The organism is Mangrovimonas futianensis (genome assembly GCF_021245805.1).
In the GTDB taxonomy this organism is placed as follows: Bacteria; Bacteroidota; Bacteroidia; order Flavobacteriales; family Flavobacteriaceae; genus Mangrovimonas; species Mangrovimonas futianensis.
Genome location: NZ_JAJJNF010000005.1, coordinates 121,924 through 145,964 on the forward strand (window position 1 = coordinate 121,924; position 24,041 = coordinate 145,964).

The window sequence follows — 24,041 nt, forward strand, 5'->3', positions numbered from 1 at the left end:
TATTAATCTTAAAATCACGAATATAGCCTATAGCATAACATTACTCTTTTAATCTATTTAACCCCAACATAGAAGCTTTCTATGCTTAAAAAGTAATGATTATGCAAAATGAACTTATCACTGATGCCCAATTGGTTAAGAGCTATATTCGAGGAGATGAATCTTCTCTTGAAATCTTAATACACAGACACAAACAACGTATTTATAGCTTTATTTATTCCAAAGTTTTGGATAGAGATATCGCTGAAGATATTTTTCAAGACACTTTTATTAAAGTAATAAAAACGTTGAAACGAGGGAAATATAATGAAGAAGGAAAATTTCTTCCTTGGGTGATGCGTATAGCTCATAACTTAGTTATTGATCATTTTAGAAAAAATACCCGTATGCCTAAATTTAGCAATACGGAAGATTTTAATATTTTTTCGGTATTAAGTGATAATTCACCAAATGCTGAAAAAGCTTTAATTAAGGATCAAGTAGAAAGCCATCTAAAGATGGTTATCGAAGAATTGCCAAAAGATCAAAAGGAAGTTTTGATGATGCGTATGTATAAGGATATGAGTTTTAAGGAAATATCAGAAATAACGGGGGTTAGTATTAATACAGCCTTGGGAAGGATGCGTTATGCTTTAATCAATATGAGAAAGATTATTGATAAACACCAAATAATTTTAACAAACTAAACAATAAAGGTTTATATAGTCCGTTAATAATGTGTGTAACAGATAAAAACAGTATTAATGGCAAAAATTTACTCTCAAAAATCCCTAAAGAATCAAACTGGTAAACTTAACCCAAAAGATGAAACTATTGAGTTTCTATTGAATTATTCTAAGGCTTTAAGTGTTATAAATATTAATAATTTGAAGTTTGAAGCACTTCTCAACTAAACTTTGAAAAAAGTCCTGAGCAATCAGGACTTTTTTGTTTTATAGTAGGTGTCAAGAACTGATTTTCTTCCGATGGTTTTGGTAATGATATCATTTTCCAAATCCCAACCACGAGCTTGACAATATTCTCTCCCATACCAGATTATTTGTAAGTGTAATTTATTCCAGGATTCCTCTGGAAATAATCGTTTCGCATCTTTTTCAGTTTGAACAACATTCTTTCCGTTGGAAAGATTCCATCTGTACATTAAGCGATGAATGTGAGTGTCTACAGGAAAAGCTGGTATGCCAAAAGCTTGGGATAAAACAACAGCAGCGGTTTTATGACCTACCGCCGGAAGCGCCTCTAGTTCTTCATAAGTTTGAGGAACCTGTCCGTTATGTTGTTCTATTAGAATTTTAGATAAGCCATAAATACCTTTGCTTTTCATAGGGGAGAGCCCAACCGGTTTAATGATATCCCTAATTTCTTCTACCGTTAGTTTAACCATATCATAAGGATTATCAGCTTTTCTAAACAGCTTTGGAGTGATTTGATTCACTCTAACATCGGTACTTTGAGCAGATAACAAAACGGCTATCAGTAGAGTATAAGGGTCTTTGTGGTCTAATGGAATGGGTATGGTAGGGTAGATATTGTCTAAAGTTTTCATAACAAAGTCTACCTTTTCTTGCTTAGTCATTTATGGATTGTATTTTTGTAATGAACATTCAAATTTAAACATTATGACACAATTAAAACCAGGAGATCAAGCACCAAATTTTAAAGTGAAAAATCAAGATGGTGAATTTGTTTCTTTAAGTGACTATAAAGGTAAAAAACTGGTTTTGTTTTTTTATCCTAAAGCAAGCACACCGGGATGTACTGCAGAGGCCTGTAACTTAAGTGACAATTATGAAGCCTTTAAATCTAAGGGTTATGATATTTTGGGTGTGAGTGCTGATTCTGAAAAGAGACAATCTAATTTTAGAAATAAGTATAATTTCCCTTATCCTTTATTAGCAGATGAAGATAAAGAGGTCATTAATGCCTATGGTGTTTGGGGACCTAAAAAATTTATGGGAAAGGAATATGATGGGATTCATAGAACGACTTTTATTATTGATGAAAATGGGATGATTGAAGACGTTATTTCCAAAGTAAAAACTAAGGAACATTCCGATCAAATTCTGAAATAAAAAAAGCGACTTTTACAGTCGCTTTTTTGTTAATTATCTTTTAATACTTCTTCTTTGCTTCGGTGTCCAAATAGATGTTTTTCTTTAATAAGTTTGGAAACACCTTTTGGCAACATTTCTTCCCAACCATCTTCTCCTCCAGTAATCATTTTAAGCACTCTTCTTGAGAAAACAGTAAGTATTTTTGGATCGTAATCAGTAATATCTACTACCTTGCCATTGTATTTAAAGAATTTATACAATTCTTTCATACGCGGGTGTACTTTTAGGTTCTCACTATTTATAACGTGGCCATCTTCTCCAACCATAGGATAGAGATAAACCCGAAGGTCTTTGAAGAACAATTTACCAAATGCTTCCAAAATACCACCGCTTAAATGTCTATAGTATTTTTCATCAAAAATATCAACCAAATTGTTGACACCCATGGCCAATCCCATTCTATTCTTGGTATATTGAGAGAAATACTCAACTAATTTGTAATATTCCTGGAAATTGGAAATTAGAACGGTTTGACCTAATGAGCAAAGCAATTTAGCTCGATCCATAAAGTCTTGTTCATCAATTTCACCTTCTGCCCGTAGGTTTGATAAGGTGATCTCGAATATAACCTGAGTTTTATTAACGTCTACTTTATTTTCCTTGATAAACATTTCATATGCATTTTTATACATATCCATGTTTACTTTAGTAACGGGTCTAAAACTACCTCTAAATGCTAAAATATTTCTTTTATAAAGAATTCTTGCTGGAAGGACATTGTTTCCATCAGGCGAAAACATTACCGCATCAGTCATACCATTTTTGACCAATTGCAAACTCATCAATCGGTTATCAACATCTTTATAAATGGGACCTGAAAAATTGATGGTATCTATTTCAATTTGATCCTTATCTAAATGGTCATATAAATATCTCAACAACTTTTTAGGTTGGTTATATTTATAGAAAGCACCATAAATCAAATTAGTTCCTAGAATTCCCAGAGTTTCTTGTTGTAATCTGGCGTCATTCTCCTTAAAACGGATGTGGAGGATAATCTCGTTGTATTCTTTTTGGTTGGGATCTAATTGGTATTTAATTCCTACCCAACCATGCCCCTTAAATTGTTTGGCAAAATCAATAGTAGTAACCGTATTGGCATATGAAAAGAACAATTTATTAGGGTGTTTTTCCCGAATTAATCGTTTTTCAATCAACCCTATTTCATGATAAAGCATTTTTCTGAGACGTGCCTCTGTCACATACCTTCCATCATCTTCAGTCCCGTAGATAGAATCGCTAAAATCTTTATCATAAGCTGACATGGCCTTTGCGATCGTTCCTGAAGCACCACCAGCCCTAAAAAAGTTTCTTACAGTTTCTTGGCCGGCACCAATTTCGGCAAAAGTTCCGTAAATATTTTCGTTTAAATTAATCCGGAGCGCCTTGGTTTTTATTGATGGAATATCATCAAATTCCTTATCTCCTTTAAGGGTTATTTCCATGTTTGAATTCAGAGGTTATCATTAAGACAAAGGTATTAAAAAGCCATGTTTTACAAAAAAATAAGTTTATTTTTGTTCCAAACGCTAGCGCTGTTGAAAGTTACATTTCTAGGTACAGGAACATCTCAAGGAATCCCAATCATAGGGAGCAAACACCCCGTATGTTTAAGTGAGAACCCTAAAGATAAACGTCTAAGGGTGTCAATATTAATCGCATGGGATGACTATACTTATGTTGTGGATTGCGGACCAGATTTTAGACAACAAATGATTCGGGTTAATTGTGAACGTATAGATGGCATTGTTTTTACTCATGAACATGCCGACCACACAGCGGGATTGGATGATATTAGACCATTTTTCTTTAGACAAGGAGATATTCCCATTTATGCCCATAAAAGGGTCTTAGGAGAGTTGGAGCATCGATTTGGATATATTTTTGAAACCGAAAATAAATATCCAGGAGCCCCAAGTGTAGTTTGCAATGAAATTAAAAATGAGCCTTTCAAACTGGGAAATTTGGAAGTGATTCCCATAGACGGTATGCATTATAATTTGCAGGTTTTTGGTTTTCGATTTGGTAATTTTGCTTACTTGACCGATATGAAAACGATCGCAGACGAGGAATTGGAAAAATTAAAGGGATTGGAAGTTTTGGTGGTGAATGCTTTAAGGATAGACCCACATCCTTCCCACTACAATTTAGAAGAAGCCTTGGATCTTATTAAAAAATTAAAACCAAAGCGAGCCTTTTTAACGCATATTAGCCATTTATTAGGATTTCATGACAACGTACAACAATCCTTGCCAGATGGCGTTTTTTTAGCATACGATAACTTAACCATAACCATAGAATGAAAAGTAGAATATTCATGTACCTCTTTATTTTCACCTTATTATTGGTGATTTTTCAGTATGTCAACTCAAAAAAGATATTGGAAGATTATGAATCTAAATTATCTAAAGTGGAAGGGCAGGATTTGCATTGTGAGGATACTATAAATCAATTGCAAGATCGAATTTTGGATTTATCACAGTTTAAATTGGATGAAAATGAATCGGCCATGACCTATTTAGAAGAGCAAGGGTACAGTATTTCCAAAGTTATTCCCTACATCAAGGATCAATTGTATGAATTGAATTTGCAAAAAGGAGAGGAGCATCCTTTGATTCCATATGTTTCTATGACCAATTCCAAAATGGCTATAGATGATATCAGAATTTTAAACCATAGATGGATTATTGCCAATTTCTCAGACGGTAAATATTGGGGAGAAATTTTATTGCGTTATGAATTTACAGACGACAAGCAATTAAATTTCAAACTGATTGATCATCTACTTTATACCAAAGAATACTAGATTACAAGTGTTTTTTTAACCACTCTCTAAATTCATAAAAGTTTTGGGGAGCAACGCCGTGGCCTACAGGAAACTCAGAATAGGCATGCTCAATGCCTAGTTGACTCAAAAATTTAGGGGTTTGCTGAGCCCATTGCACTGGAATTACTTGATCTACACTTCCATGGGAAGCATAGATACTAAGATTGGAATAATCTTTATTGGTAAATTCTGACGGTAAAATGTTGGGATTAATATAACCACTTAAGGCCACCACATTTTTAACCTTTTCGGGGTAAGTTAATGCTACAGCATAGCTTAAAATAGAGCCTTGGCTAAAACCCAATAAGGTTACATTTGATGGGTTCACCGGATATTTTTCACAAGCTTCGTCTATAAAATTGGAGATCAAATCACGAGACTGCTTTGCTTGTTCATCATCACTCCATTTTCCTTTTTCGGCATCAAAATTAATGGCGTACCAAGCATTTCCATAAGGTTCCAGTTTAAATGGTGCCTTTAAAGAGATGATAAATAACTCTTCAGGTAATTCCGAAGCAAAAGAAAACAGGTCGTTTTCATCACTGCCGTAGCCATGACACATGATAAGTAAAGGTGCGTTTTCTTGAAGAGAGGATGGTCTGGTGATATATTCTAAATTCAAAATAAACGGAATTATAAATTCTTAAACCACTGTTGAAATTTGCTGCCTAAAAACGGAATTAAATACATTTTTCCAGTAAATGCTCCTAGTAAACCATAGAAAAATAAAATCCCAAAGAACACCCAAAAACCTAGGGATGCAAGCCTATTGTCAAATTGACTTACTAAATAACCTACAATCATATAGGAAATACATAACCCAAAGCCTTGGCGTATATGAAACGCTGCAAATTCATTTTTGCTTTCTTTGTTCATGAAAACAGCGATAACGGATCCAATAATAGTTAAATATCCTATCACGGCTAAAGTCTTTCCTTCTTTTATGGTTTGTTCGCTTATCATGATTTCAATTCCATTTTATTGTTTGCAAAGACGCCATAAACAGTTCCTTTAAGTTCCTGGTTTAGGAAAATGGCATTTTTGGAAGTGGATAAAATATCTGATTTTTCAAATGTTTGTTTGCCATCAGGATTAAAGAGCGTCAATTCTGCTTTATTCCCCACTTGAACCGAATGTGATTCAATTCCAAAACGATTTTTTCCTTTTGTTAAGAATTCAATCGTTTGTTTGGTGGTAAATAACTTATTCAAGGCTCCAAATGCAGATTCCAATCCTATGGTTCCATAAGCAGCATTATCAAATTCCACTTTTTTATGTTCCACATCCAAAGGATTGTGATCACTGGTAATCATATCGATGGTTCCATCTTTAAGTCCCTCAATAAGGGCTTGTCTGTCTTCTTCAGTTCTTAATGGTGGAAGCACCTTAAAATTGGTGTCAAACGTAGTTAATGCATCATCATTCAAAACTAAATTGTGAATGGCAACACTGCAGCTTACATTAAGTCCTTTACTTTTGGCATCTCTAATCAATTCAACTGATTTTGCTGTAGAAATCGTTGGGATGTGAAGTTTTCCTTGGGTGTATTCCAAAATAAACAGATCTCGAGTAATATGTAGTTCTTCAGACAGGCTAGGAATACCTTTTAGGCCCAATCTAGTACTTGTGATGTTTTCATTCATAACCCCTTTACCTGCTATCTTAGGTTCAAAAGGGAAGGAGCAAACCAACCCATCAAATCCTTCAACATATTGCAATGCAATTTTCACAAGGTTTGGATTGGTAATAGGACTTTTATAATCGCCAAATGCTACTGCACCAGCATTTTTCATGTCAAATAATTCTGCTAAATCTTCACCTTTAGAGCCTGCTGTTAATGCACCTATTGGGTACAGGCCAGTTGCATGATTTGAAGCCTTAGACTTTACAAAAGAAATACTGGAATTCGAATCAATAATTGGATTGGTACTGGGATTTAATGCTACAGCCGTAAATCCTGATTTACCAGCGGTTTTTAAACCATTATCAATAGTTTCGCGCTCTTCAAACCCTGGTTCTCCAAAGGAAACGCTACTATCAAACCATCCTTGGGACACATGAAGGTTTTCAAAGCTAATTTCTTTGAAGTTTTTATTGTTTTTAATGTCGTTGGAAATTTGGGTAATCAAGCCTTCTTCAATAAGAATATCAACCGTTTGATTATGAAAATCACTCTTTGGGTCAATAATTTTGGCTGATTTTATAAGTGCGTTCATTTGAAGAATTTTAAAATGAGAATTTCAAGAACCAGAAAAATCAATGCAAAAATAACAAACCATTTCCATAGCTCGTTAACTTTAGAGTTACTTTTTATATCCTCTAAGGTTTGATTTAAGGAATTGGAAACGTTAGCAGATTTTATTTGGCTTAAGTCATTATAGATTAATTGACTTTCAGACCGATTATCATTAAAACTCACATATTCCAAAACCGTTCCTTTGTCTTTGACTGTATAAATTCCTGATTCAGTTGGGGATTCCTTGGTTTTGACTTTTACTTTATTATTGAAATACTGCTGTTGCGGAATGATATCTTTCCCGTCTTTTGAAAGTGTTAAAATATTATCTTGTTTTAATTCTACTGTGACATCAAATTCGTTCGGTTGTCCAATAGTATAATAAAGGTTTGGTATTTTTAAACTTTGCTTTCCAATGTTATACAGTGTTGGGACAATTAAGGGAGACAACTTGAAATTAGAATTTTCACTATCTATCGCAGCACTAAAGACAAAAATGTTTTCACCAGAAGTTAAAAAAGGCCTTCCATCCTCAAATTGTAAAGGATTGGAATGTGGAGAGGTTAAAGCATAGAACTCTCTTACATTGGGGTACTGGAAGTTGGTTACCTGTTTATTAAATACATTGGAGTATATGGGGTGTGAAAAATTTATCGTAGTAATTTTGCGCTCGTTTCTACTTTTGCTTGAATAGTTTATTTGAAACATGGAGGTCAAGGCATTATATGATTTCATGTCTATATCATTTCCAGGAATAATGATCAAATTACCACCATTTTCTGTAAAAACCCTTAGGGCATTTGTTAAGGATATGGGCAGCTGTTGCAGCTCATTCAGAATAATTAAATTTTGGTTTTCAAGGGAACTGTAGTTCAATTGTTCCAAAGTTGATCCCGTAAAGTTGAATTCTTCCTCAGTATAAATTTTCTTTAAAAAATCATCTGAAATGGCATTGATACTTAAAACATTGATTTTTTTGTTTTTGTTAATGGAGAAGTAGAAGGTATTATCAAATTCCAAGTGATTATCATCCAAAGTGACAACACCATTCAGACCATTATTGGTTGGAAGGGTAAATTGAGCCGCAGCTGGGTTTTGTTCTTTGGCAATAGTTGTCTTTCCTATTAGTGTATCTGCATTGAATAACGAAACAGGAATGGCAGATTCCATTTCACCATTAACAATAACGACCAACTCCATTTCTGACGCCGTTTTATCTTCAATATATAAACTGTCGATAGATAGATTATTTGTTTTCTCTGGTTTTAGTTGTACCAAATGAACGTTGAGTGTTGAATCACTTTCAAGGGAAAATGATTCTTCCTTTTGTTGGAAATCGGAGATCCAAATCACATCTTTAATCGTGTTTTCTTGTGACAATAACTTTTTTAATTTTAAAAGCACCGCGTCTTTTTCTAATTGATTTGAAGTGTATCCTAAATCCAATAGTTCCTTTTGAACGCCTTTTATGGTTATGTCTTTAAAGGTTTGGTCATTTGTGAGCAAGGAAAGTTTTTCTGAGGCATCACCTTGTTCCAATAAATCCTGTACAGCCCGCTTTAATAATTCTCCTTTATCACCCTTGGCTTGCATACTGTAGGAGTTGTCTAAATAAATAACCGTTTCCTTCTTAGTTTGAAAAGTTCCTTTTTTTGCATAATAGGGTTGGGCAAAAGCAAAAATGATACAGGCTAAAAGCAACATTCTGGTCAATAAGGTTAACCATTTCTTAAGTTGCGAACTTTTTCTAGTTTCAAATTTTATTTTTTTGAGAAAAGCCACATTGGTAAAAGGCTGTTTCTTGAATTTTCTTAACTGGAATAAATGAACTATAATGGGGATGAGCAATGCAAAAAGAGCATAAAGAAGTTCTGGGTGTTTAAACTGCATTCCGAGGATTTATTTACAAAAATAGTGTTTGTATTGAAAATAAATTCAATTTGATCAAATTAATCATAAATAGGTGAGCAAGCCTTGGAAACAGTAACTTTTTAACATAAAGTTAGGTTTTATATCTGTAACACATTGTAAATTTGGGCGTCATAAACTAAAACGAAAATTAACTTATAATGAACAGAATCCTAACCGCGGTAGGAGTTGGTGTGCTTATGATGGCATGCGGAACAACTAACCAAACTACTAAAGATCTTGCTATTAGCAATCCGATTGAGTCTTCTATAGACTTGACCAAAGTAAAAGACGATAAGGTTCCAGTGATCATCAACCCTGGACGATTTACAAGTGAAACTGAAATTTACCGTCTTCCAAGAGTGGTACAAGGAACTTATTCGGTTAGTGATTTTGGAAAATATATTGAGGATTTCAAAGCCTTTGATTATGAAGGTAAAGAAATTCCAACTGAAAAAATTGACACCAATTCCTGGCAAATCAATCAAGCATCAAATCTTGATTATGTGACTTATTACGTCAATGATACATTTGATGCTGAAGTTACTGGAGGCATTGGAGGCGATACGCCGTTTTCTCCTGCAGGAACTAATATTGAGCCTGATAATTATGTATTAAACCTTCATGGATTTGTTGGTTATTTCGATTCTTTAAAAAATGCCCAATACAAATTGGATGTTACAGCTCCTTCAGATTTTGTTAGAACGTCTGCTTTACAAGTAGTAGGGACTACCACAAGTGAAGATGGACAAACCATGACTTCCAGTTATTATGCGCCTAGATATTTTGATATTACTGATAACCCAATGATGTATGGAAATCTAGATGTAGAAGAGTTTCAAGTGGGCGATATCAAAATTGTTTTGAGTGTTTATTCTCCAACCAAGGCACATACAGCCAAGAAGTTGAAGGAAACTATGTTTAAGATGATGAAAGGACAAAAAACCTATTTAGGAGACATCAATAGCACACCTAGATATGATATTTACTTGTACTTGTCAAGAGGTGATGAACAATCTCCTAAGGGTTTTGGAGCATTAGAGCACCATACGTCTACTGTAGTTGTTATGCCAGAATCTATGCCAGAAGCCGCTTTGGATGAAAGCATGATAGATGTGGTATCTCACGAATTTTTCCATATTGTTACGCCTTTGAGTGTACATTCAGAAGATGTTCATTATTTCGACTATGACAAGCCTACTTTTTCTAAGCATTTGTGGATGTATGAAGGGGTAACTGAGTATTTTGCTACTTTATTCCAAGTAGATCAAGGTTTGGTTTCTGATGACGATTTTTATGATAAAATTGAAGAAAAAATCAAAACAGCAGCCATGATGAATGACTCCATGAGTTTTACCATTATGAGTGAAAATGTTTTGGACGAACCTTATGCTAGTCAATATTACAATGTCTATCAAAAAGGCGCTTTGATAGGAATGTGTATTGATATTTTATTGAGAGAAGAAAGCAATGGTCAAAGAGGTATTTTATCATTAATGAAAGAGCTTTCAATGAAATATGGAAAGAACAAACCGTTTGAGGATGATAAAATCATTGAGGAAATCACAGCTATGACTTATCCATCAATTGGAGAATTTTTAAAAGATCATGTGGTAGGTGATATTCCAATCAATTATAATGATTTCTTTAAGAAGGTAGGGTTAGCAAAGTCTAAGGCTAAAGTAAAGACAAATTACATCCAAAATGATGGCGTGTTGATTGTTGGTGCCAATCCGCAAGATGGAACTATCTTTTTCTCTGATGCAGTTCAAAACAACAGTTTCTGGAAAGAACAAGGGGTACAACCAAATGACGTGATTAAATCAGTAGGAGGAGAGCAGGTGACGTTGCAAAATGCTAACAACATTTTCCAAGAAGTATTTATGTGGCAACCTGGAATGGAATTTGAAATGGTTATTTCCAGAGAAGGCCAGGATATTGAACTAAAAGGAACTTTAGAGCAATCCTTTACGGAAGGAGAATCTTTAAGACCTGTTGAAGAAGCTACCGAATCTCAAAAGAAATTACGTGAAGCTTGGTTAAGAGGATAATCGGTATTCATTAACTATAAAAGAAAAGCCTGACCAAACGGTCAGGCTTTATTTTTAGATAGTAGCAGGCACTTATCTTTTTAATCCTTGAATAACATACAACATACTTCCTTCATTTGAGGCTGTTGTTGGGTTAGCATTCGGATCTGTAAATCCAGGATCTTCCCAACCATGATTTTGGGTGATCAAAATAAAAGTTTTGTTTACGTCCACGACATCAGATATATCAATCATTCCTGTAATTTCCCATTTGCTACTAGTAGTTCCATATCCTAAAGCCTGAGCAGCCGTTTGATCACATTCTAATACGGTTTTTAACTTTTCAGAATTTATATTGTATTCATAAAGAGATGCGAAGTGATCTTTATTTGGGTTGTCATAATATCCATTTGGATCTTCTTGAATGTAAACATAATTATTGGTAACGACTATGTTATCTGGACTATGGAATGCTTTAGCTTTTCCGGTTAAATTGTCTCCATCCAAAATACAGGTAATGGTTCCTGCAGCTGTAGGGTCTTCTGGATTTAAAGTCACTTTATAAACACGACCATATTTAGTTCCTTTTCCAATTAAATCTGGCTTATCACGACCTGTTACACAGAAATAAATCTCTCTGTTGTTCTCTGCCGAACCTTTTCTCCAGTCAATATCTTCTAATCTAGAAAATCCCATAACGCCTTTTTGCTTGCATTCGGCATCTAAAAGATCAATTTGGGTTTCTTCCAGTTGTACAAACTCCATAGGATAGGACTGCCCTTCTTCCATGTCCATTTCAAATAAGACGCTAGGATCAGTCACCTTTAAGCCATAAAGATTACCACCGTCTAAATCTCCTTGGTTTCCAACATACATACCAAGTTGCCCTGAAGGAACCGTGTTATCTGAGTGGTCATCTCCAATGAATACAACGGTCTTTCCTGGGTAAGCATCTTTTCCTATAGCAACTGCATTTTCAGTAGACCATTGTCCCATGGCGGGCAAAAGCGTAGCTACCGATGCGTCATTGGCATCTTTAAAAGGGTTTGTTGCAAAAACACCTTTTGAAGCTCCTCCCCATTCCCCTCCTGAAAGATAAAGAGGTCCAAAGCCATGTTCTTCTGGAGTAATTAAAGAACCTGAACATTGAGCTGTAGCTGCAGTTGCAGCTGCATTGAGAATGTATTCACCATGAACGGGTTTTAAGTTTTGGTCTAATGTAATTCTGGCAATGGAATAGTCGGCTTCGATGTTATTGATAAGAGTGTAAGTTCCATCGTCGTTTTTTAACAAACCGGCACCATCGGCCATGGATCCGTAAACGAATTCTGGGGAATCTTCAAGAACATCCTCAGAGGATAAAATAGGATACACTTTTAGGTTTTTGAATTCTTGCTTCAAATCAAGAAAAGAGGGAGTGATGGAGTGATTTTCCAAATTCATTCCAGCCTTTTTTTCAAAGCTAGCCTCGTTTGTAGTTGTTTGGTTTAACTCTTCTGTAGTTAGTTCTTTTTCACATGAGAAAAAGGAGCAAACTGCTAAAGAAGACAATAGAAAAACTTTCTTCATTTTTTAGTTTTTTAGATGGATTAATGTTTTTCTAAAATTATAAGTAATACTTATCCAGCCTGTTAACTAAAAATTGGTATTAAATGAAGAAATAGTTATGTCAATGTTAGCTTTGTTAATTTACCCTTACTGTTTAAAATGAATCTAATTTAGTTTTTTGGATTATCATATTTTGCTGACGTTTTGTGACCTATAGATTTAAGAATGAAATTTCTTAAATCGGCCGTAGACTGTTTTAAATCTTCATCTCTTACATACATCATGTGTCCGCTTTTATAGGCCTTAAAGGTGAGCCTGTCTTTCATTTTTCCACTAGGGTCAACAAGTCCCATCGTTAATTTCGCCTGGAAATAAGTGGTAGCTCCGTCATAGTATCCAGATTGCACCAAAACATTGAGATATGGGTTTTGGGCCATAGCCTGCCTTAGCCTGTCCCTTGTGTTGTTTTCGGTTAAATCCCATGGATGTACATCTCCAAACATATTGTATTTCGTATCCGTGACGAATTCTAAATCATTTTTTAAATAATGATTTATAGGAGGTGTAAAAGAATGATTCCAAGAGGTTAATTCAGGAAAATACTCCGGTCTGTCTCCCGTATCCTTTTTGTCGATTCCCAAATATCTCGAATCCAATCTACCAATGATCAACTTATCATCTCTGAGCAATTCTTTCCAGAAATAGAAGGTTGATAGGTCTAAGTTTTGATCTAGAATACGTTCTTTATCCAAACCAGTATATTTTGCCATTTTTTCAGCTAGTTGCTGTTTTCTTGATTCATTTAAAAAAGCTCCATTGACCAAGGCGGGAAGAACTTCGTTGATAGCAAATTGCTCTGATTCTGGTAAGATGGATTCTAATTCTCTGTTTTGCAGATCAGAAGGAAGTTTGTTATGATACCAGGAAGCGGCTGTGAAATAGGGGATATTTATGGCAGAAGAAATTAAACCGTTATTATAAAGCTTGTAATCTGCTGGGGAAACCATGATTACACCATTCAGATACATCCATTGTTTGTTTTGTAGTTCTTCGGCTAATCCCATAACCCGCGTTCCGCCATAGCTTTCTCCAATGATAAACTTTGGGGAGTTCCAGCGATTGTATCGGGAAACAAAGGTATTCATCCATTCTGCCAGATATTTTATGTCGGCATTGATTCCAAAAAATTGACTTCTGTCTGGATCTTTTCCCTCTTTATTTTTCACCATTCTGGAATATCCAGTATTCACAGGATCCACATATACAATATCTGCCACGTCCAAAATGGAATAAGGATTATCCTTAACGCCATAGGGTTGCACGGGCATGCCTTCTTTATCTAAGTTCAAGATTTTCGGACCCGTGTATCCAATGTGCATCCAAACAGAAGCAGAGCCGGGGCCGCCATTAAAAGAAAAGACTAGGGGCCTGCTGTCATCTGGTTTACTTAAGGAACGCTTATAATAGGTATAGAATAAGGTGGCAATTGGTTCATTGTCTTTGTTCCAAACCGGAAGTGTTCCCACTTTGGCTTCATAGTTGAAATTTTGACCATTGATGGTTGCTTGATGGCTTGTGGTAATTACTGTATCGGTAGGAATCTCACGTTTTTGAGAAAACGCATTTGGAATAATAAGAACCAAAAGAAGAATGGAAAAGAATAATTTTTTCATAAGACTCAAAGAATTAGAGCCTTAAAGTTAAAATTTTTCAAATGCACCAAGGCCAAAAAGTGCAAAATCATATTTAACTGGATCCTGTGGATCGAATTTTCTGAGCGCCAGATCCAACTCCTTCAATGCCTTGGCATCATTTTGTTTTCTTGTTAGAAGACCTAGTTTTCTTCCAATATTTCCTGTATGAACATCTAAAGGCATAGAAAGTTTGGAGGTAGAAATATGCTTCCATAATCCAAAATCAACACCGGTATTATTAGGTCTTACCATCCATCTTAAAAACATGTTTATTCGTTTCGCGGCTGAGTTTTTTAAAGGATCACTTACGTGTTTTTGGGTTCGTGGTAAATGCTCAATCTCAAAAATATGTTCCTTTAATTTATGGATAGCAAACTGCAGGGAATCTTTTTCCTGATATTTGTTGAAAATACCCTCTAAACCTGCGTGATTAGAATAAATGTGCTTAAGCCCCTTTATAAAAGTGATTAAATCTAAGCCGTTGAACGTACGATGCACAAAGGATTGCATTTTATCCAAATCAGAATCTTCATGATTCATGATGAAATCATACGGACTTTCGTCTAAAAGTAACATCAAATTTTTAGCATTGGTGATAATGCTTTTTCTATTGCCCCAAGCAATAGAGGCTGTGAGAAAGCTTGCAATTTCTATGTCTTCCTTTAAAGAAAATTGATGCGGTATTTGAATGGGATCCGTAGAAATAAAATCCATATTGTTGTAAAGCGCCGCTTTTTGATCAAGAAATTCCTTAAGTTCCTTTTTGGTCAAACCAAATTATTTAACAGCAATCATACTGATTTCAACATTAACATATTTTGGAAGATTAGCTACTTCAACGGTTTCTCGTGCTGGAGCAGTAGCTTCATCAAAGTAAGAACCATAAACCTCGTTGATTTTACCAAAATTGTTCATGTCACTAATGAAAATAGACGATTTAATCACATTTTCAAAGGACATTTCTGCTGCTTCCAAGACGGCCTTCAAATTTTCCATGACCTGTTTGGTTTCCTCTTCAATGGATCCCATTATTAAATCACCAGTTTCAGGATGAAGGGCGATTTGTCCTGAGGTAAACAGCATCCCATTAGTTAAAACTGCTTGGTTGTAAGGTCCAATAGGGGCAGGGGCATGCGGAGTTTGAATAATTTTTTTCATGGTCATTTGATTTATAATCGTTGGTCTGGTTGCTTACGTTTATCGTATTTAATGTCTTTCAACATGTTGGATTTGATACCAATAAAGAAGTTCCAAGAACTTCTAGTGCTGAAAGGAATCCAGTTAAAACTCATTCTCCAACTTAATAAATCCCTCTCAAAACGTAATTGCGTATATGTAAATCCTTGATTTTTAAAGTCATATCCAGAAGAGGCTCCCACGGTCCAACGTTTGGTTAATTCGATATCTCCAGAAAACATTAAGGAATGCGACGAAATTTCATTTTCCCTTCTGGAATTGGAATAATTGACGGCATAAGCCAGCCTTAAATTCCAAGGAATTTTATGGGTGTAAAGATCGTTTGGTGTTTCCTCTTCTTCATCTGTACCGTCTTCTTCTTCATCATAAAAACCTTCATCATAATAAGTTTGAGATCTACCAAACATGTCATCATTTCTACCACCACTTCGTAGCGTTTCTTCTTTACTTTCATCACTTTGCCCACCGTTAAAGGTACTATTGGAAAGGGTGTAGCTAGTGGTTAAATTGGCACTTGTTAATCTAAATAGACTACCTCCATTATCGATATTAAAGGTGTTTATTTTTCTATTGTTGTTATCTAGCGCGTAGGGGTCTAAGGTTGCTCCGAAGTTGATGGCCATTTTTTGGTCAAAAATTTTGGTGCTACCTGTCATTCTTACCGCACTCCAATTCAGAGAATCTGCAGAAAAATTATAACCCGTAGAAAAGTTAAGGTTATCCAATAACTTGATTTTTTTGGCTTCGGTGGCAGTGGAGTCCTTGTCCCTTACTTTCATTTCAATGTTATTGGAAAGGCTAAATCCCATGGAACTCGAATAATTTTGGTTGGGAGCGCCATATAAAGTTCCTTGAAATCTTGAGTATTCTACCTCTTCAGATGTCAAACCATCAGCACTAATTACAGTATAGGTGTCATAATACTGTTCAAACCCAGGATTGATATTATAGCTTACAGACGGTCTCATGACGTGCCTGATTGCTTTTATTTTCCTGTCTTCTCCTTGCTTTTCAAAAGGAAACATTCCATAAATAGTGGTACCTAAACTGGAATTGAAATTATATGTTCTGTAAGATGCAAAACCATTTTCCTTTGTAGTAATAACTTCTTGTTCCTCGTTATCATAAGATCTTCTGTAAGTTTCAAAGACCCAAGTTTCATCATAATTAGTTCCGGCACTTAGACTTAAATACTTTAGTACTTTAAAGTTCGTTGTCAATGGAATGGAATGTCTTAAACCCATTCTAGCATCATCCCACATTTCCTTCTGGAAGAATAGCGAATCCGTCGTTTGAATTCTATTTTCTCCTCTGACGTTATATTGGAAATTGATGTTTTGAATGATTCCTTTCTTAGTGCCCGTTTTTGGTTCAAATGGAAAAATCCTGCTTACACTGGCTTGCAAGGTAGGCAACGTCATATTGATGGACTCGGTTTGCGTGTTTTGCGAATGCGTAGCTGTTAAACTTAAATTTACTTGAGGTTCACCAACAAAGGTTTTTGAATAGGAAACTGAGGATGCCAGTGTGTTATTTAAAAAAGAGGGTGAATTAACTTGATTGATAGATTGTTGATAATAACGGCTAGAACCCATGTTGACCGATGCTGTAAACCTTGAATTAGGACTGGCTTTGGCATCCTGACTGTGAGTCCATCTTATGTTGTATATAGAAGTCTTGGCGTAATTTGGGAACCCTCTTTCTTCTTGTATAAGACTTTCATATCTAAAACCAGCATTTCCGCTGTATCGATATCTTTTGGAATAATTACTTTCCATTCTTAGTCCGTAACTTCCATTTGTATAATAATCACCAAGAACAGCCAAATCGACGTAATCACTGATGGCAAAATAATATCCTCCATTTTGAAGAAAATATCCTCTATTGCTATCTTCCCCAGGAGTTGGAATGATTACCCCAGAGGTGTGTTTTTCGGTCAAAGGGAAAAATCCAAAGGGTAGTAGGATGGGAGTTGGCACGTCATAGATATACATATCAGTGAATCCTACTACAATTTTCTTTTTTGGAACCATTTTAATTCGGTTCGATTGAAAATAATATTCTGGATCTTCAATGTTTTCTGAAGTGGTAAAACGTCCTTTATATAAAAAGATGGTAGAGTCGTTTTCCTTTTTTGTTATCGGAGCATAAATTTTCATGCCTCCTTGTTCTGTGTTTGTATTAAATACCAGAGCTTTTTCGGTTTCGTAATTGAATCGAATGGAATCCGGTTCCGCAACGTTGTCCCCTTGTTTAAAGACTGGTTTTTGAGTGTAGTTTCCTAGAGAGTCTTTGATTCTTCCGGCGTAAACTTCCTTTTTATTATAATCAATAACGATTATACCGGCCGTAATTTGCATGTCCTCATAAAGAACTTCTGCTTCATTGTATAAATAAAGCTTCTGTTCTTTCATGTTGAACCTGGTGTAATCCGTGGCTTTATATTTTATAGGGCCTGTGAGCGTCTCCCTTTTTGGTTTTACTGAGTCTTGAAGGGTACTGTCTTGATTTCTCTCAGAAAGTTCCATTTTTTCAAAATCGGCAGCATTCAAATTTAGACTGTCATTTTGAATGGTGTCATCTTCCAACTTCGGTTTTATCTCAGTGCTTTTACCTGGCAGGTCTTGAGCCATGGAAAAAGTGTTGATAAGCACTGTAAAACTTAGGGTAAAAAGTATGTGGAAGATGTTTGTACGCAATGCTTTTAAGTGTATTTTTGTAAAAGTATGGCTCGGTTTTTGAATTGCCAAAAGTACATATATTTTTTGTGATTAAATTAATAATCCCCAAATTTTGAGCAATAAAATAAACCGGCAAAAAAGCTGTTATATCTGTATGAAAACGCGCCCTATTACCCTTTTCTTATTAATATTTTTAGGTTTAACAAATATTTCACTCCAATCGCTTTATTCCCAATCATCAAGCGGCCAATTTGTGGTAGTTTTGGATGCTGGACATGGCGGAAAAGACCCCGGTAAACCCTCTCAATATGGTTATAAGGAGAAAGATATCGCTCTTAATGTGGTTTTGACCGTGGGTAAAATTCTGGAGAAAACTCCAAATGTAAAAGTGGTCTACACTAGAGATAAAGACGTTTTTGTTGATTTGTTTGTTCGAGGTAAAATAGCAAATGAAGCCAAGGCAGATCTCTTTGTCTCTGTTCATTGTAATGCCCACAATTCTCAGGCCTACGGTACTGAAACTTATGTGTTGGGAATTCATAGAAACCAAACCAATTTTAATGTAGCCAAAGCGGAAAATGAGGTAATTTATTTGGAGGATAATTATGAAGAGAATTATGCCGGATTTGACCCAAATGCACCCGAATCTTATATAGGTTTAACACTTATGCAGGAAGAGTATTTGGATCAAAGTATATTGTTGGCACGTTACATTGAAGATAATTTTTCAAAAGTTCTAAAACGCAAAAGTAGAGGTGTTAAGCAGGCTGGACTGATAGTATTACATCAAACAATTATGCCAAGTGTTTTAATAGAAACTGGGTTTGTGACTAATAAAAATGAAGGTGATTATTTAAATTCTAAAAAGGGGCAGTCCGAAATTTCCAAAAATATTGCCAAGGCGATTTTGGATTATAAGACTGCCATTGAACAGAACACGGGTAAATTATCAATTTCTCATGTGATTGTTGACGAGCATGTTGGCGAAGATGATTTAGACGCTTCAAATGAGCAGGTTTATGAGAATGTAGTTTTTAAAGTTCAAATTGCAGCCAGCTCCAAACAGTTAGAGCCAAAGCCTTTTAATTTTAACGGCCTTGATGATATCTCAAGAGAAAAAATAGGAAATCTTTATAAATACTATTACGGTTACACTTCAAGTTACACTCAAATTAAACGCATGCAAAGTGTAGCAAAATCAAAAGGTTACCCGTCTAGCTTTGTTGTAGCTTTTAAAAATGGGCAGCAGATTTCTTTGGATGAAGCCTTAAAATAGTATTTAAATCATGCCACTTTATAATTTATTCCTAATTTTGTTTCTAACCTAAAACGCATAAGTTGAAATTATCTAGAGAAGTAAAAACAGCTTTATTAGTTATACTTGGAATTGTTCTTCTAATTTTCAGTTATAACTATTTAAAAGGAGAAGATTTGTTGGAGTCCAACAATACATATTATACAGAGTTTGATTATAATGCTCTTACTACATCCTCACCCGTTACAATTAAAGGGAATAATATTGGTAAAGTTCATGAAATAAAATATGAGATAGAATCGGGAAAAACCAGAGTTTCTTTCACTGTGGACAGTCGTTTGGAATTTTCAAAGAACAGTCGAATAAGAATGTATGAAATGGGTCTGATGGGGGGCAACGGGATTGCTATAATTCCTGCAGAAGATGGAGCGGCTGTAGCCAAGGATGGTGATTTTCTAAACTCTGAAGTAGAACAAGGTTTGGTTCAAAGTTTAAGTAAGAACTTTTCTGGTTTGAGTACAGGCTTGGATATCACCTTAAGAAGAGCCGATTCCTTACTGTTGAATGTCAATAGAATTATACAAGATGAAGGCGAGGAGGGACTGAAGCATGCTGTTATGGAGTTGAATTTAACGTTGGCATCTTTTAGGTCTACCTCTAACAATGTTAGATCCTTAATCGCTCAAAATGAGGATAGTTTGAGTATGGCCATTGCTAATTTCAATAAAATAACAACAGATTTAGCGGTTTTCACTGAAGATCTTAAAGGAGTTCAATTATCTAAAACGGTTAATGATTTAGAAGGAACCCTAGACAATGTGAATTCAATAATGGCTGGTTTAAATAATGGTGAAGGATCTTTAGGTAAATTACTTACCGATGACAAGCTTTACCATAATCTAGAGGTTGCTTCTTTGCAGTTAAGAGAACTGTTGCAAGATTTCAAACTGAACCCAAAGCGCTATGTTAACGTGTCTGTTTTTGGAGGTAAAAACAAAGATGAATACGTTAAACCAGAAGATGAAAGACAGTGATTTAAAAATCAATAAATGAACTACTTACCAAATATTTTATTTGCCTTATCTTTAATTTTGGGCATTGGCTATTTTGCTAAAAATGTCAAAAAACTTTTAAGGAATATTCGCCTAGGCCATGATGTAGATGTAAGCGATCAAAAGTCACAAAGGTGGCGTAATATGATGAGAATTGCTTTGGGGCAGTCCAAAATGGTCAACCGTCCTATAGCTGGATTTCTTCATATTATTGTTTATGCAGGCTTCATCATTATAAATATTGAAGTACTTGAAATTATAATCGATGGTCTTTTTGGAACGCATCGTATCATGTCTGGGTTAGGGAGTTTCTATGGCTTCTTGATTGGGTCTTTTGAAGTATTGGCTTTATTGGTTTTTGTTTCGGTAATTATTTTTTGGATTCGAAGAAATGTAATTAAACTTCAGCGTTTTTGGAAGCCAGAAATGAAGGGTTGGCCAAAAAACGACGGAAATTTTATCCTTTATTTTGAAATGGTATTGATGACTTTGTTTCTAGTCATGAATGCTACAGATGTTCACTTTCAGGAGATGAATTCAGGAAATGTAATAAGTCAAATGATTGCTCCGTGGTTTGAAGGTTTATCAGTTGGAACCTTGCATACGATCGAGCGTGCAGCTTGGTGGTTACATATTTTGGGAATTTTGGTTTTTCTTAATTACCTATATTTTTCAAAGCACTTACATATTCTGTTGGCCTTTCCAAACACCTATTATGGTCGTGTTACGCCAAAAGGACAATTCAATAATTTGGAAGCCGTTACTAATGAGGTGAAAATGATGATGGATCCCAATGTAGACCCATTTGCAGCACCTGCAGAAGGAGCCGATGCAACTGTTCCTGCAAAATTTGGAGCTAGTGATGTCATGGATTTGAATTGGGTTCAGTTATTAAATGCCTATACATGTACCGAGTGTGGAAGATGTACCAGTGAATGTCCGGCTAACCAAACAGGTAAAAAACTATCTCCTAGAAAAATCATGATGGATACCAGAGACCGTTTGGAGGAAGTTGGTAAAAACATCGATGTCAATAAAGGAGAATTTAAAGACGATGGTAAACAGCTGCTTGGTGACTATATAACGAATGAAGAACTTTGGGCTTGTACTACCTGTAATGCTTGTGTGGAAGCTTGTCCAGTAAGTATCGATCCGTTGTCCATTATTATGGAAATGAGACGTTATTTAGTTATGGAACAAAGTGCTGCACCCATGGAACTGAATAACATGATGACCAATATTGAAAATAATGGCGCGCCTTGGCCTTACAACCAAATGGACCGTCTTAATTGGGTAAATGAATAGCTTGAATTTAAAAAGATTTTAAACGACATGAGCCAATTGATAGTAAAAACCATGGCTGATTTTATGGCCGAAGGAAAGCAACCCGAAATATTGTTTTGGGTGGGTTCAGCTGGAAGTTATGATGATAGGGCCAAAAAAATCACTAGAGCTTTCGTTAAGATTTTAAACAAAGCTCAAGTTGATTTTGCGGTATTAGGAACTGAAGAGAGTTGTACAGGCGATGTAGCCAAACGAGCAGGGAATGAATTTTTGTTTCAAATGCAGGCTATGATGAATATAGAGGTTTTAAATGGCTATGAAGTAAAACGAATTGTAACCGCTTGTCCACATTCATATAATACACTTAAAAATGAATATCCTTCATTAGGAGGAAACTATCACGTGCAGCACCATACTGAATACATTGAGGAATTATTACAAAATGGTCGTCTGAAACTAGAGAGCAGTTCCAAATTAAATGGAAAACGAGTAACCTTTCATGATCCTTGTTATTTAGGTCGCGCCAATGAAGTTTTTGAAGTTCCTAGAAATCTACTGAAGACTTTGGGGGTAGACCTTAAGGAGATGAAGCGAAATAGGAGAACAGCCTTATGCTGTGGTGCTGGTGGAGCTCAAATGTTTAAAGAACCCGAGAAAGGTGATAAGGATATTAATGTTTTAAGAACAGAAGACGCCCTTGAAACCCAGCCTGAAATTATAGCAACGGGTTGTCCTTACTGTAATACGATGATGACAGATGGTGTTAAGTCGAAGGAGAAGGAGGATAGCATACAAGTATTGGATGTCGCTGAATTAATTGCAAATTCCCAAGATTTATAACCTTTTTAGGTTAAAATATCTTTCGCACAATCTCAAGATTACTTAATTGTTTTAGGACTTCTTAAATTTATTTGAATTTGTTTTCAATTCATAGTTAGTTTTTTATTCAGCCCAAAAAAGATAAAATAGACATGACTAAAGAGATATTCCTTTTAAATATTTCAGGACAAGATAAACCAGGGTTAACATCGGCGTTAACAGAAGTTTTGGCCGATTACGGAGCGAAAGTTCTCGATATTGGTCAAGCTAATATTCATGATACCCTATCTTTAGGAATCTTGTTCGAAATAAAGTCAAAAGCCAAGTCTGCGGCTGTTCTTAAAGATTTGCTTTTCAAAGCCTATGAATTAGGAATCACAGCAAAGTTTACGCCAATTACTTCTGAGAACTATGAAAAATGGGTAAGCTTTCAAGGAAAGGACCGCTATATCGTTACGCTTTTAGGTGAAAAATTAAGCGCGGAACAAATAACCAAGGTTACTAAAGTTATTTCAGAGAAAAATTTAAATATTGATGCCATTAAAAGACTAACAGGGCGGATTTCTTTAAATAAGGAAGAAGAATATCCACGCGCTTGTATCGAACTCTCCATTAGAGGGTGCATCAATGATAAATCGGAATTTACTGAAAAATTCATGCAAATATCACAGGATTTGGATGTAGATATTGCTTTTCAGGAAGATAACATCTACCGGAGAAACAGAAGATTGGTATGTTTTGATATGGACTCTACGTTAATTCAAACAGAAGTTATTGATGAGTTAGCTGAATTGGCAGGGGTGGGAGAACAAGTGAAGGCTATTACCGAATCAGCAATGCAGGGAGAGATTGATTTCAAGGAGAGTTTTACGCAACGTATGAAATTATTGGAAGGTTTGAGCGAGGAAGTGCTTCAAGATGTTGCTAAAAACCTGCCTATAACAAAAGGTGCTAGAAGATTGATTGACACGTTAAAAAGCTATGGCTTTAAAACAGCTATCTTATCTGGAGGCTTTACTTATTTTGGTCATTATTTGCAAAAGGAATTGGGCATGGATTATGTCTATGCTAACCAACTGGAAATAAAAGACGGGAAATTGACAGGAGGGTATGTTGGTGAAATTGTGGATGGCTTAAAAAAGGCAGAATACCTCAAAGAGATTGCTGATAAAGAAGGGATTAATATCAGTCAGACTATTGCGGTTGGTGATGGAGCCAATGATTTGCCAATGCTCAATCTAGCTGGTTTGGGAATTGCTTTTCATGCTAAACCCACTGTTAAAAACAATGCTCAAAATTCCATTTCAAGTATCGGATTGGACGGCGTACTTTATCTATTGGGTTATCATGATAGACATATCGACTTGTTGGAATAGGAAGCTCAATGATCTGTACC

22 protein-coding genes are annotated in these 24,041 nt (G+C 35.4%); 11 read left to right on the forward strand and 11 right to left on the reverse strand.

Translation table 11 applies throughout. The features are described from left to right. The first annotated feature begins 101 nt into the window (after nt 1-101). Together LOK78_RS09530 and LOK78_RS09535 are read left to right on the forward strand one after the other, a co-directional pair. Entirely contained in the window at nt 102-686 is a 585-nt protein-coding gene (locus tag LOK78_RS09530) for an RNA polymerase sigma factor (protein WP_166958550.1), read from the forward strand. Between the two features lie 57 nt (nt 687-743). Continuing rightward, nucleotides 744-893, forward strand: a complete 150-nt coding sequence (locus LOK78_RS09535) for a hypothetical protein (protein ID WP_166958548.1) — start codon at nt 744-746, stop codon at nt 891-893. Nucleotides 894-916: 23 nt separating this feature from the next. Here the strand turns inward: LOK78_RS09535 and nth are convergent, their stop codons facing one another. Continuing rightward, the gene (gene nth, locus LOK78_RS09540) at nt 917-1,576 is read right to left on the reverse strand and encodes an endonuclease III (protein WP_232634743.1); all 660 of its coding nucleotides are present in this window, start codon (nt 1,574-1,576) and stop codon (nt 917-919) included. A gap of 43 nt (nt 1,577-1,619) precedes the next feature. On the opposite strand from nth, the gene bcp reads away from it, so the two are divergent. Continuing rightward, complete coding sequence (bcp, locus tag LOK78_RS09545; protein ID WP_232394615.1) at nt 1,620-2,072, forward strand: thioredoxin-dependent thiol peroxidase; 453 nt, start codon at nt 1,620-1,622, stop codon at nt 2,070-2,072. A 29-nt stretch (nt 2,073-2,101) separates the two neighbouring features. Here the strand turns inward: bcp and LOK78_RS09550 are convergent, their stop codons facing one another. Then, complete coding sequence (locus LOK78_RS09550; RefSeq protein WP_166958542.1) at nt 2,102-3,559, reverse strand: TonB-dependent receptor; 1,458 nt, start codon at nt 3,557-3,559, stop codon at nt 2,102-2,104. Nucleotides 3,560-3,652: 93 nt separating this feature from the next. Here LOK78_RS09550 and LOK78_RS09555 point away from each other — a divergent pair, with 93 nt between their 5' ends. Both LOK78_RS09555 and LOK78_RS09560 read left to right on the forward strand, forming a co-directional pair. After that, the gene (locus LOK78_RS09555) at nt 3,653-4,417 is read left to right on the forward strand and encodes an MBL fold metallo-hydrolase (protein WP_232634744.1); all 765 of its coding nucleotides are present in this window, start codon (nt 3,653-3,655) and stop codon (nt 4,415-4,417) included. Next, nucleotides 4,414-4,920 (forward strand): hydrolase, encoded by a 507-nt coding sequence (locus LOK78_RS09560; RefSeq protein WP_232394617.1) that lies wholly within the window; start codon nt 4,414-4,416, stop codon nt 4,918-4,920. Before LOK78_RS09555 ends, LOK78_RS09560 begins: the two co-directional genes overlap by 4 nt. Before the next feature lies 1 nt (nt 4,921). On the opposite strand, the gene LOK78_RS09565 is transcribed toward LOK78_RS09560, so the two are convergent. Genes LOK78_RS09565 through LOK78_RS09580 form a run of 4 tightly spaced genes read right to left on the reverse strand, consistent with a single transcriptional unit; the run spans nt 4,922 to nt 9,067 of the window. Further along, complete coding sequence (locus LOK78_RS09565; RefSeq protein WP_232634745.1) at nt 4,922-5,563, reverse strand: alpha/beta hydrolase; 642 nt, start codon at nt 5,561-5,563, stop codon at nt 4,922-4,924. An 11-nt stretch (nt 5,564-5,574) separates the two neighbouring features. Beyond that, the gene (locus tag LOK78_RS09570) at nt 5,575-5,904 is read right to left on the reverse strand and encodes a hypothetical protein (protein ID WP_232634746.1); all 330 of its coding nucleotides are present in this window, start codon (nt 5,902-5,904) and stop codon (nt 5,575-5,577) included. Next, on the reverse strand, nt 5,901-7,157 hold the full coding sequence (locus LOK78_RS09575; RefSeq protein WP_232634747.1) for a dihydroorotase: 1,257 nt from the start codon (nt 7,155-7,157) through the stop codon (nt 5,901-5,903). The genes LOK78_RS09570 and LOK78_RS09575 overlap by 4 nt, the downstream gene beginning before the upstream one ends. Next, nucleotides 7,154-9,067, reverse strand: coding sequence for a BatA domain-containing protein (locus LOK78_RS09580; RefSeq protein WP_232634748.1), 1,914 nt, complete (start codon nt 9,065-9,067; stop codon nt 7,154-7,156). The genes LOK78_RS09575 and LOK78_RS09580 overlap by 4 nt, the downstream gene beginning before the upstream one ends. Nucleotides 9,068-9,246: 179 nt before the next feature. Between LOK78_RS09580 and LOK78_RS09585 the strand changes: the two genes are divergently transcribed. Next, nucleotides 9,247-11,136, forward strand: coding sequence for a M61 family metallopeptidase (locus LOK78_RS09585; RefSeq protein ID WP_232634749.1), 1,890 nt, complete (start codon nt 9,247-9,249; stop codon nt 11,134-11,136). 72 nt (nt 11,137-11,208) lie between these two features. On the opposite strand, the gene LOK78_RS09590 is transcribed toward LOK78_RS09585, so the two are convergent. From LOK78_RS09590 to LOK78_RS09610, 5 genes are all read right to left on the reverse strand, one after another. Continuing rightward, nucleotides 11,209-12,684 carry an alkaline phosphatase PhoX gene (locus LOK78_RS09590; protein WP_232634750.1) on the reverse strand — a complete coding sequence of 492 codons (1,476 nt, stop codon included), beginning with the start codon at nt 12,682-12,684 and terminating at the stop codon, nt 11,209-11,211. Nucleotides 12,685-12,833: 149 nt separating this feature from the next. After that, nucleotides 12,834-14,336, reverse strand: coding sequence for a S10 family peptidase (locus LOK78_RS09595; protein WP_232634751.1), 1,503 nt, complete (start codon nt 14,334-14,336; stop codon nt 12,834-12,836). A gap of 27 nt (nt 14,337-14,363) precedes the next feature. Beyond that, entirely contained in the window at nt 14,364-15,128 is a 765-nt protein-coding gene (locus LOK78_RS09600) for a TIGR02757 family protein (protein ID WP_232634752.1), read from the reverse strand. Between the two features lie 6 nt (nt 15,129-15,134). Further along, nucleotides 15,135-15,515: a RidA family protein gene (locus tag LOK78_RS09605; RefSeq protein ID WP_053972738.1), complete on the reverse strand. Its 381-nt coding sequence runs from the start codon at nt 15,513-15,515 to the stop codon at nt 15,135-15,137. An 11-nt stretch (nt 15,516-15,526) separates the two neighbouring features. Then, nucleotides 15,527-18,304, reverse strand: coding sequence for a putative LPS assembly protein LptD (locus tag LOK78_RS09610; protein ID WP_232394626.1), 2,778 nt, complete (start codon nt 18,302-18,304; stop codon nt 15,527-15,529). Between the two features lie 85 nt (nt 18,305-18,389). Here LOK78_RS09610 and LOK78_RS09615 point away from each other — a divergent pair, with 85 nt between their 5' ends. The 5 genes from LOK78_RS09615 (at nt 18,390) to serB (ending at nt 24,021) form a co-directional block, all read left to right on the forward strand. Beyond that, nucleotides 18,390-19,511 carry an N-acetylmuramoyl-L-alanine amidase family protein gene (locus LOK78_RS09615; RefSeq protein WP_232634753.1) on the forward strand — a complete coding sequence of 374 codons (1,122 nt, stop codon included), beginning with the start codon at nt 18,390-18,392 and terminating at the stop codon, nt 19,509-19,511. A 62-nt stretch (nt 19,512-19,573) separates the two neighbouring features. Further along, a complete protein-coding gene (locus LOK78_RS09620; RefSeq protein ID WP_232634754.1) occupies nt 19,574-20,524 on the forward strand; it encodes an MlaD family protein in 951 nt (316 codons plus the stop codon). 15 nt (nt 20,525-20,539) lie between these two features. After that, nucleotides 20,540-21,847, forward strand: a complete 1,308-nt coding sequence (locus LOK78_RS09625) for a 4Fe-4S dicluster domain-containing protein (RefSeq protein ID WP_232634755.1) — start codon at nt 20,540-20,542, stop codon at nt 21,845-21,847. Nucleotides 21,848-21,874: 27 nt separating this feature from the next. After that, nucleotides 21,875-22,666 (forward strand): (Fe-S)-binding protein, encoded by a 792-nt coding sequence (locus LOK78_RS09630; RefSeq protein ID WP_206080404.1) that lies wholly within the window; start codon nt 21,875-21,877, stop codon nt 22,664-22,666. A gap of 131 nt (nt 22,667-22,797) precedes the next feature. Continuing rightward, nucleotides 22,798-24,021, forward strand: a complete 1,224-nt coding sequence (serB, locus tag LOK78_RS09635) for a phosphoserine phosphatase SerB (protein WP_206080403.1) — start codon at nt 22,798-22,800, stop codon at nt 24,019-24,021. Nucleotides 24,022-24,041 lie beyond the last annotated feature (20 nt).

What these genes read in the sequence shown, in the direction of transcription:
- LOK78_RS09590 (WP_232634750.1), bottom strand. Translation starts at nt 12,684, where the DNA reads ATGAAGAAAGTTTTTCTATTGTCTTCTTTAGCAGTTTGCTCCTTTTTC.
- serB (WP_206080403.1), top strand. Translation starts at nt 22,798, where the DNA reads ATGACTAAAGAGATATTCCTTTTAAATATTTCAGGACAAGATAAACCA.
- LOK78_RS09560 (WP_232394617.1), top strand. Translation starts at nt 4,414, where the DNA reads ATGAAAAGTAGAATATTCATGTACCTCTTTATTTTCACCTTATTATTG.
- bcp (WP_232394615.1), top strand. Translation starts at nt 1,620, where the DNA reads ATGACACAATTAAAACCAGGAGATCAAGCACCAAATTTTAAAGTGAAA.
- LOK78_RS09630 (WP_206080404.1), top strand. Translation starts at nt 21,875, where the DNA reads ATGAGCCAATTGATAGTAAAAACCATGGCTGATTTTATGGCCGAAGGA.
- LOK78_RS09550 (WP_166958542.1), bottom strand. Translation starts at nt 3,559, where the DNA reads ATGGAAATAACCCTTAAAGGAGATAAGGAATTTGATGATATTCCATCA.
- LOK78_RS09615 (WP_232634753.1), top strand. Translation starts at nt 18,390, where the DNA reads ATGAAAACGCGCCCTATTACCCTTTTCTTATTAATATTTTTAGGTTTA.
- LOK78_RS09595 (WP_232634751.1), bottom strand. Translation starts at nt 14,336, where the DNA reads ATGAAAAAATTATTCTTTTCCATTCTTCTTTTGGTTCTTATTATTCCA.
- LOK78_RS09605 (WP_053972738.1), bottom strand. Translation starts at nt 15,515, where the DNA reads ATGAAAAAAATTATTCAAACTCCGCATGCCCCTGCCCCTATTGGACCT.
- LOK78_RS09585 (WP_232634749.1), top strand. Translation starts at nt 9,247, where the DNA reads ATGAACAGAATCCTAACCGCGGTAGGAGTTGGTGTGCTTATGATGGCA.
- LOK78_RS09535 (WP_166958548.1), top strand. Translation starts at nt 744, where the DNA reads ATGGCAAAAATTTACTCTCAAAAATCCCTAAAGAATCAAACTGGTAAA.
- nth (WP_232634743.1), bottom strand. Translation starts at nt 1,576, where the DNA reads ATGACTAAGCAAGAAAAGGTAGACTTTGTTATGAAAACTTTAGACAAT.
- LOK78_RS09575 (WP_232634747.1), bottom strand. Translation starts at nt 7,157, where the DNA reads ATGAACGCACTTATAAAATCAGCCAAAATTATTGACCCAAAGAGTGAT.
- LOK78_RS09570 (WP_232634746.1), bottom strand. Translation starts at nt 5,904, where the DNA reads ATGATAAGCGAACAAACCATAAAAGAAGGAAAGACTTTAGCCGTGATA.
- LOK78_RS09530 (WP_166958550.1), top strand. Translation starts at nt 102, where the DNA reads ATGCAAAATGAACTTATCACTGATGCCCAATTGGTTAAGAGCTATATT.
- LOK78_RS09580 (WP_232634748.1), bottom strand. Translation starts at nt 9,067, where the DNA reads ATGCAGTTTAAACACCCAGAACTTCTTTATGCTCTTTTTGCATTGCTC.
- LOK78_RS09625 (WP_232634755.1), top strand. Translation starts at nt 20,540, where the DNA reads ATGAACTACTTACCAAATATTTTATTTGCCTTATCTTTAATTTTGGGC.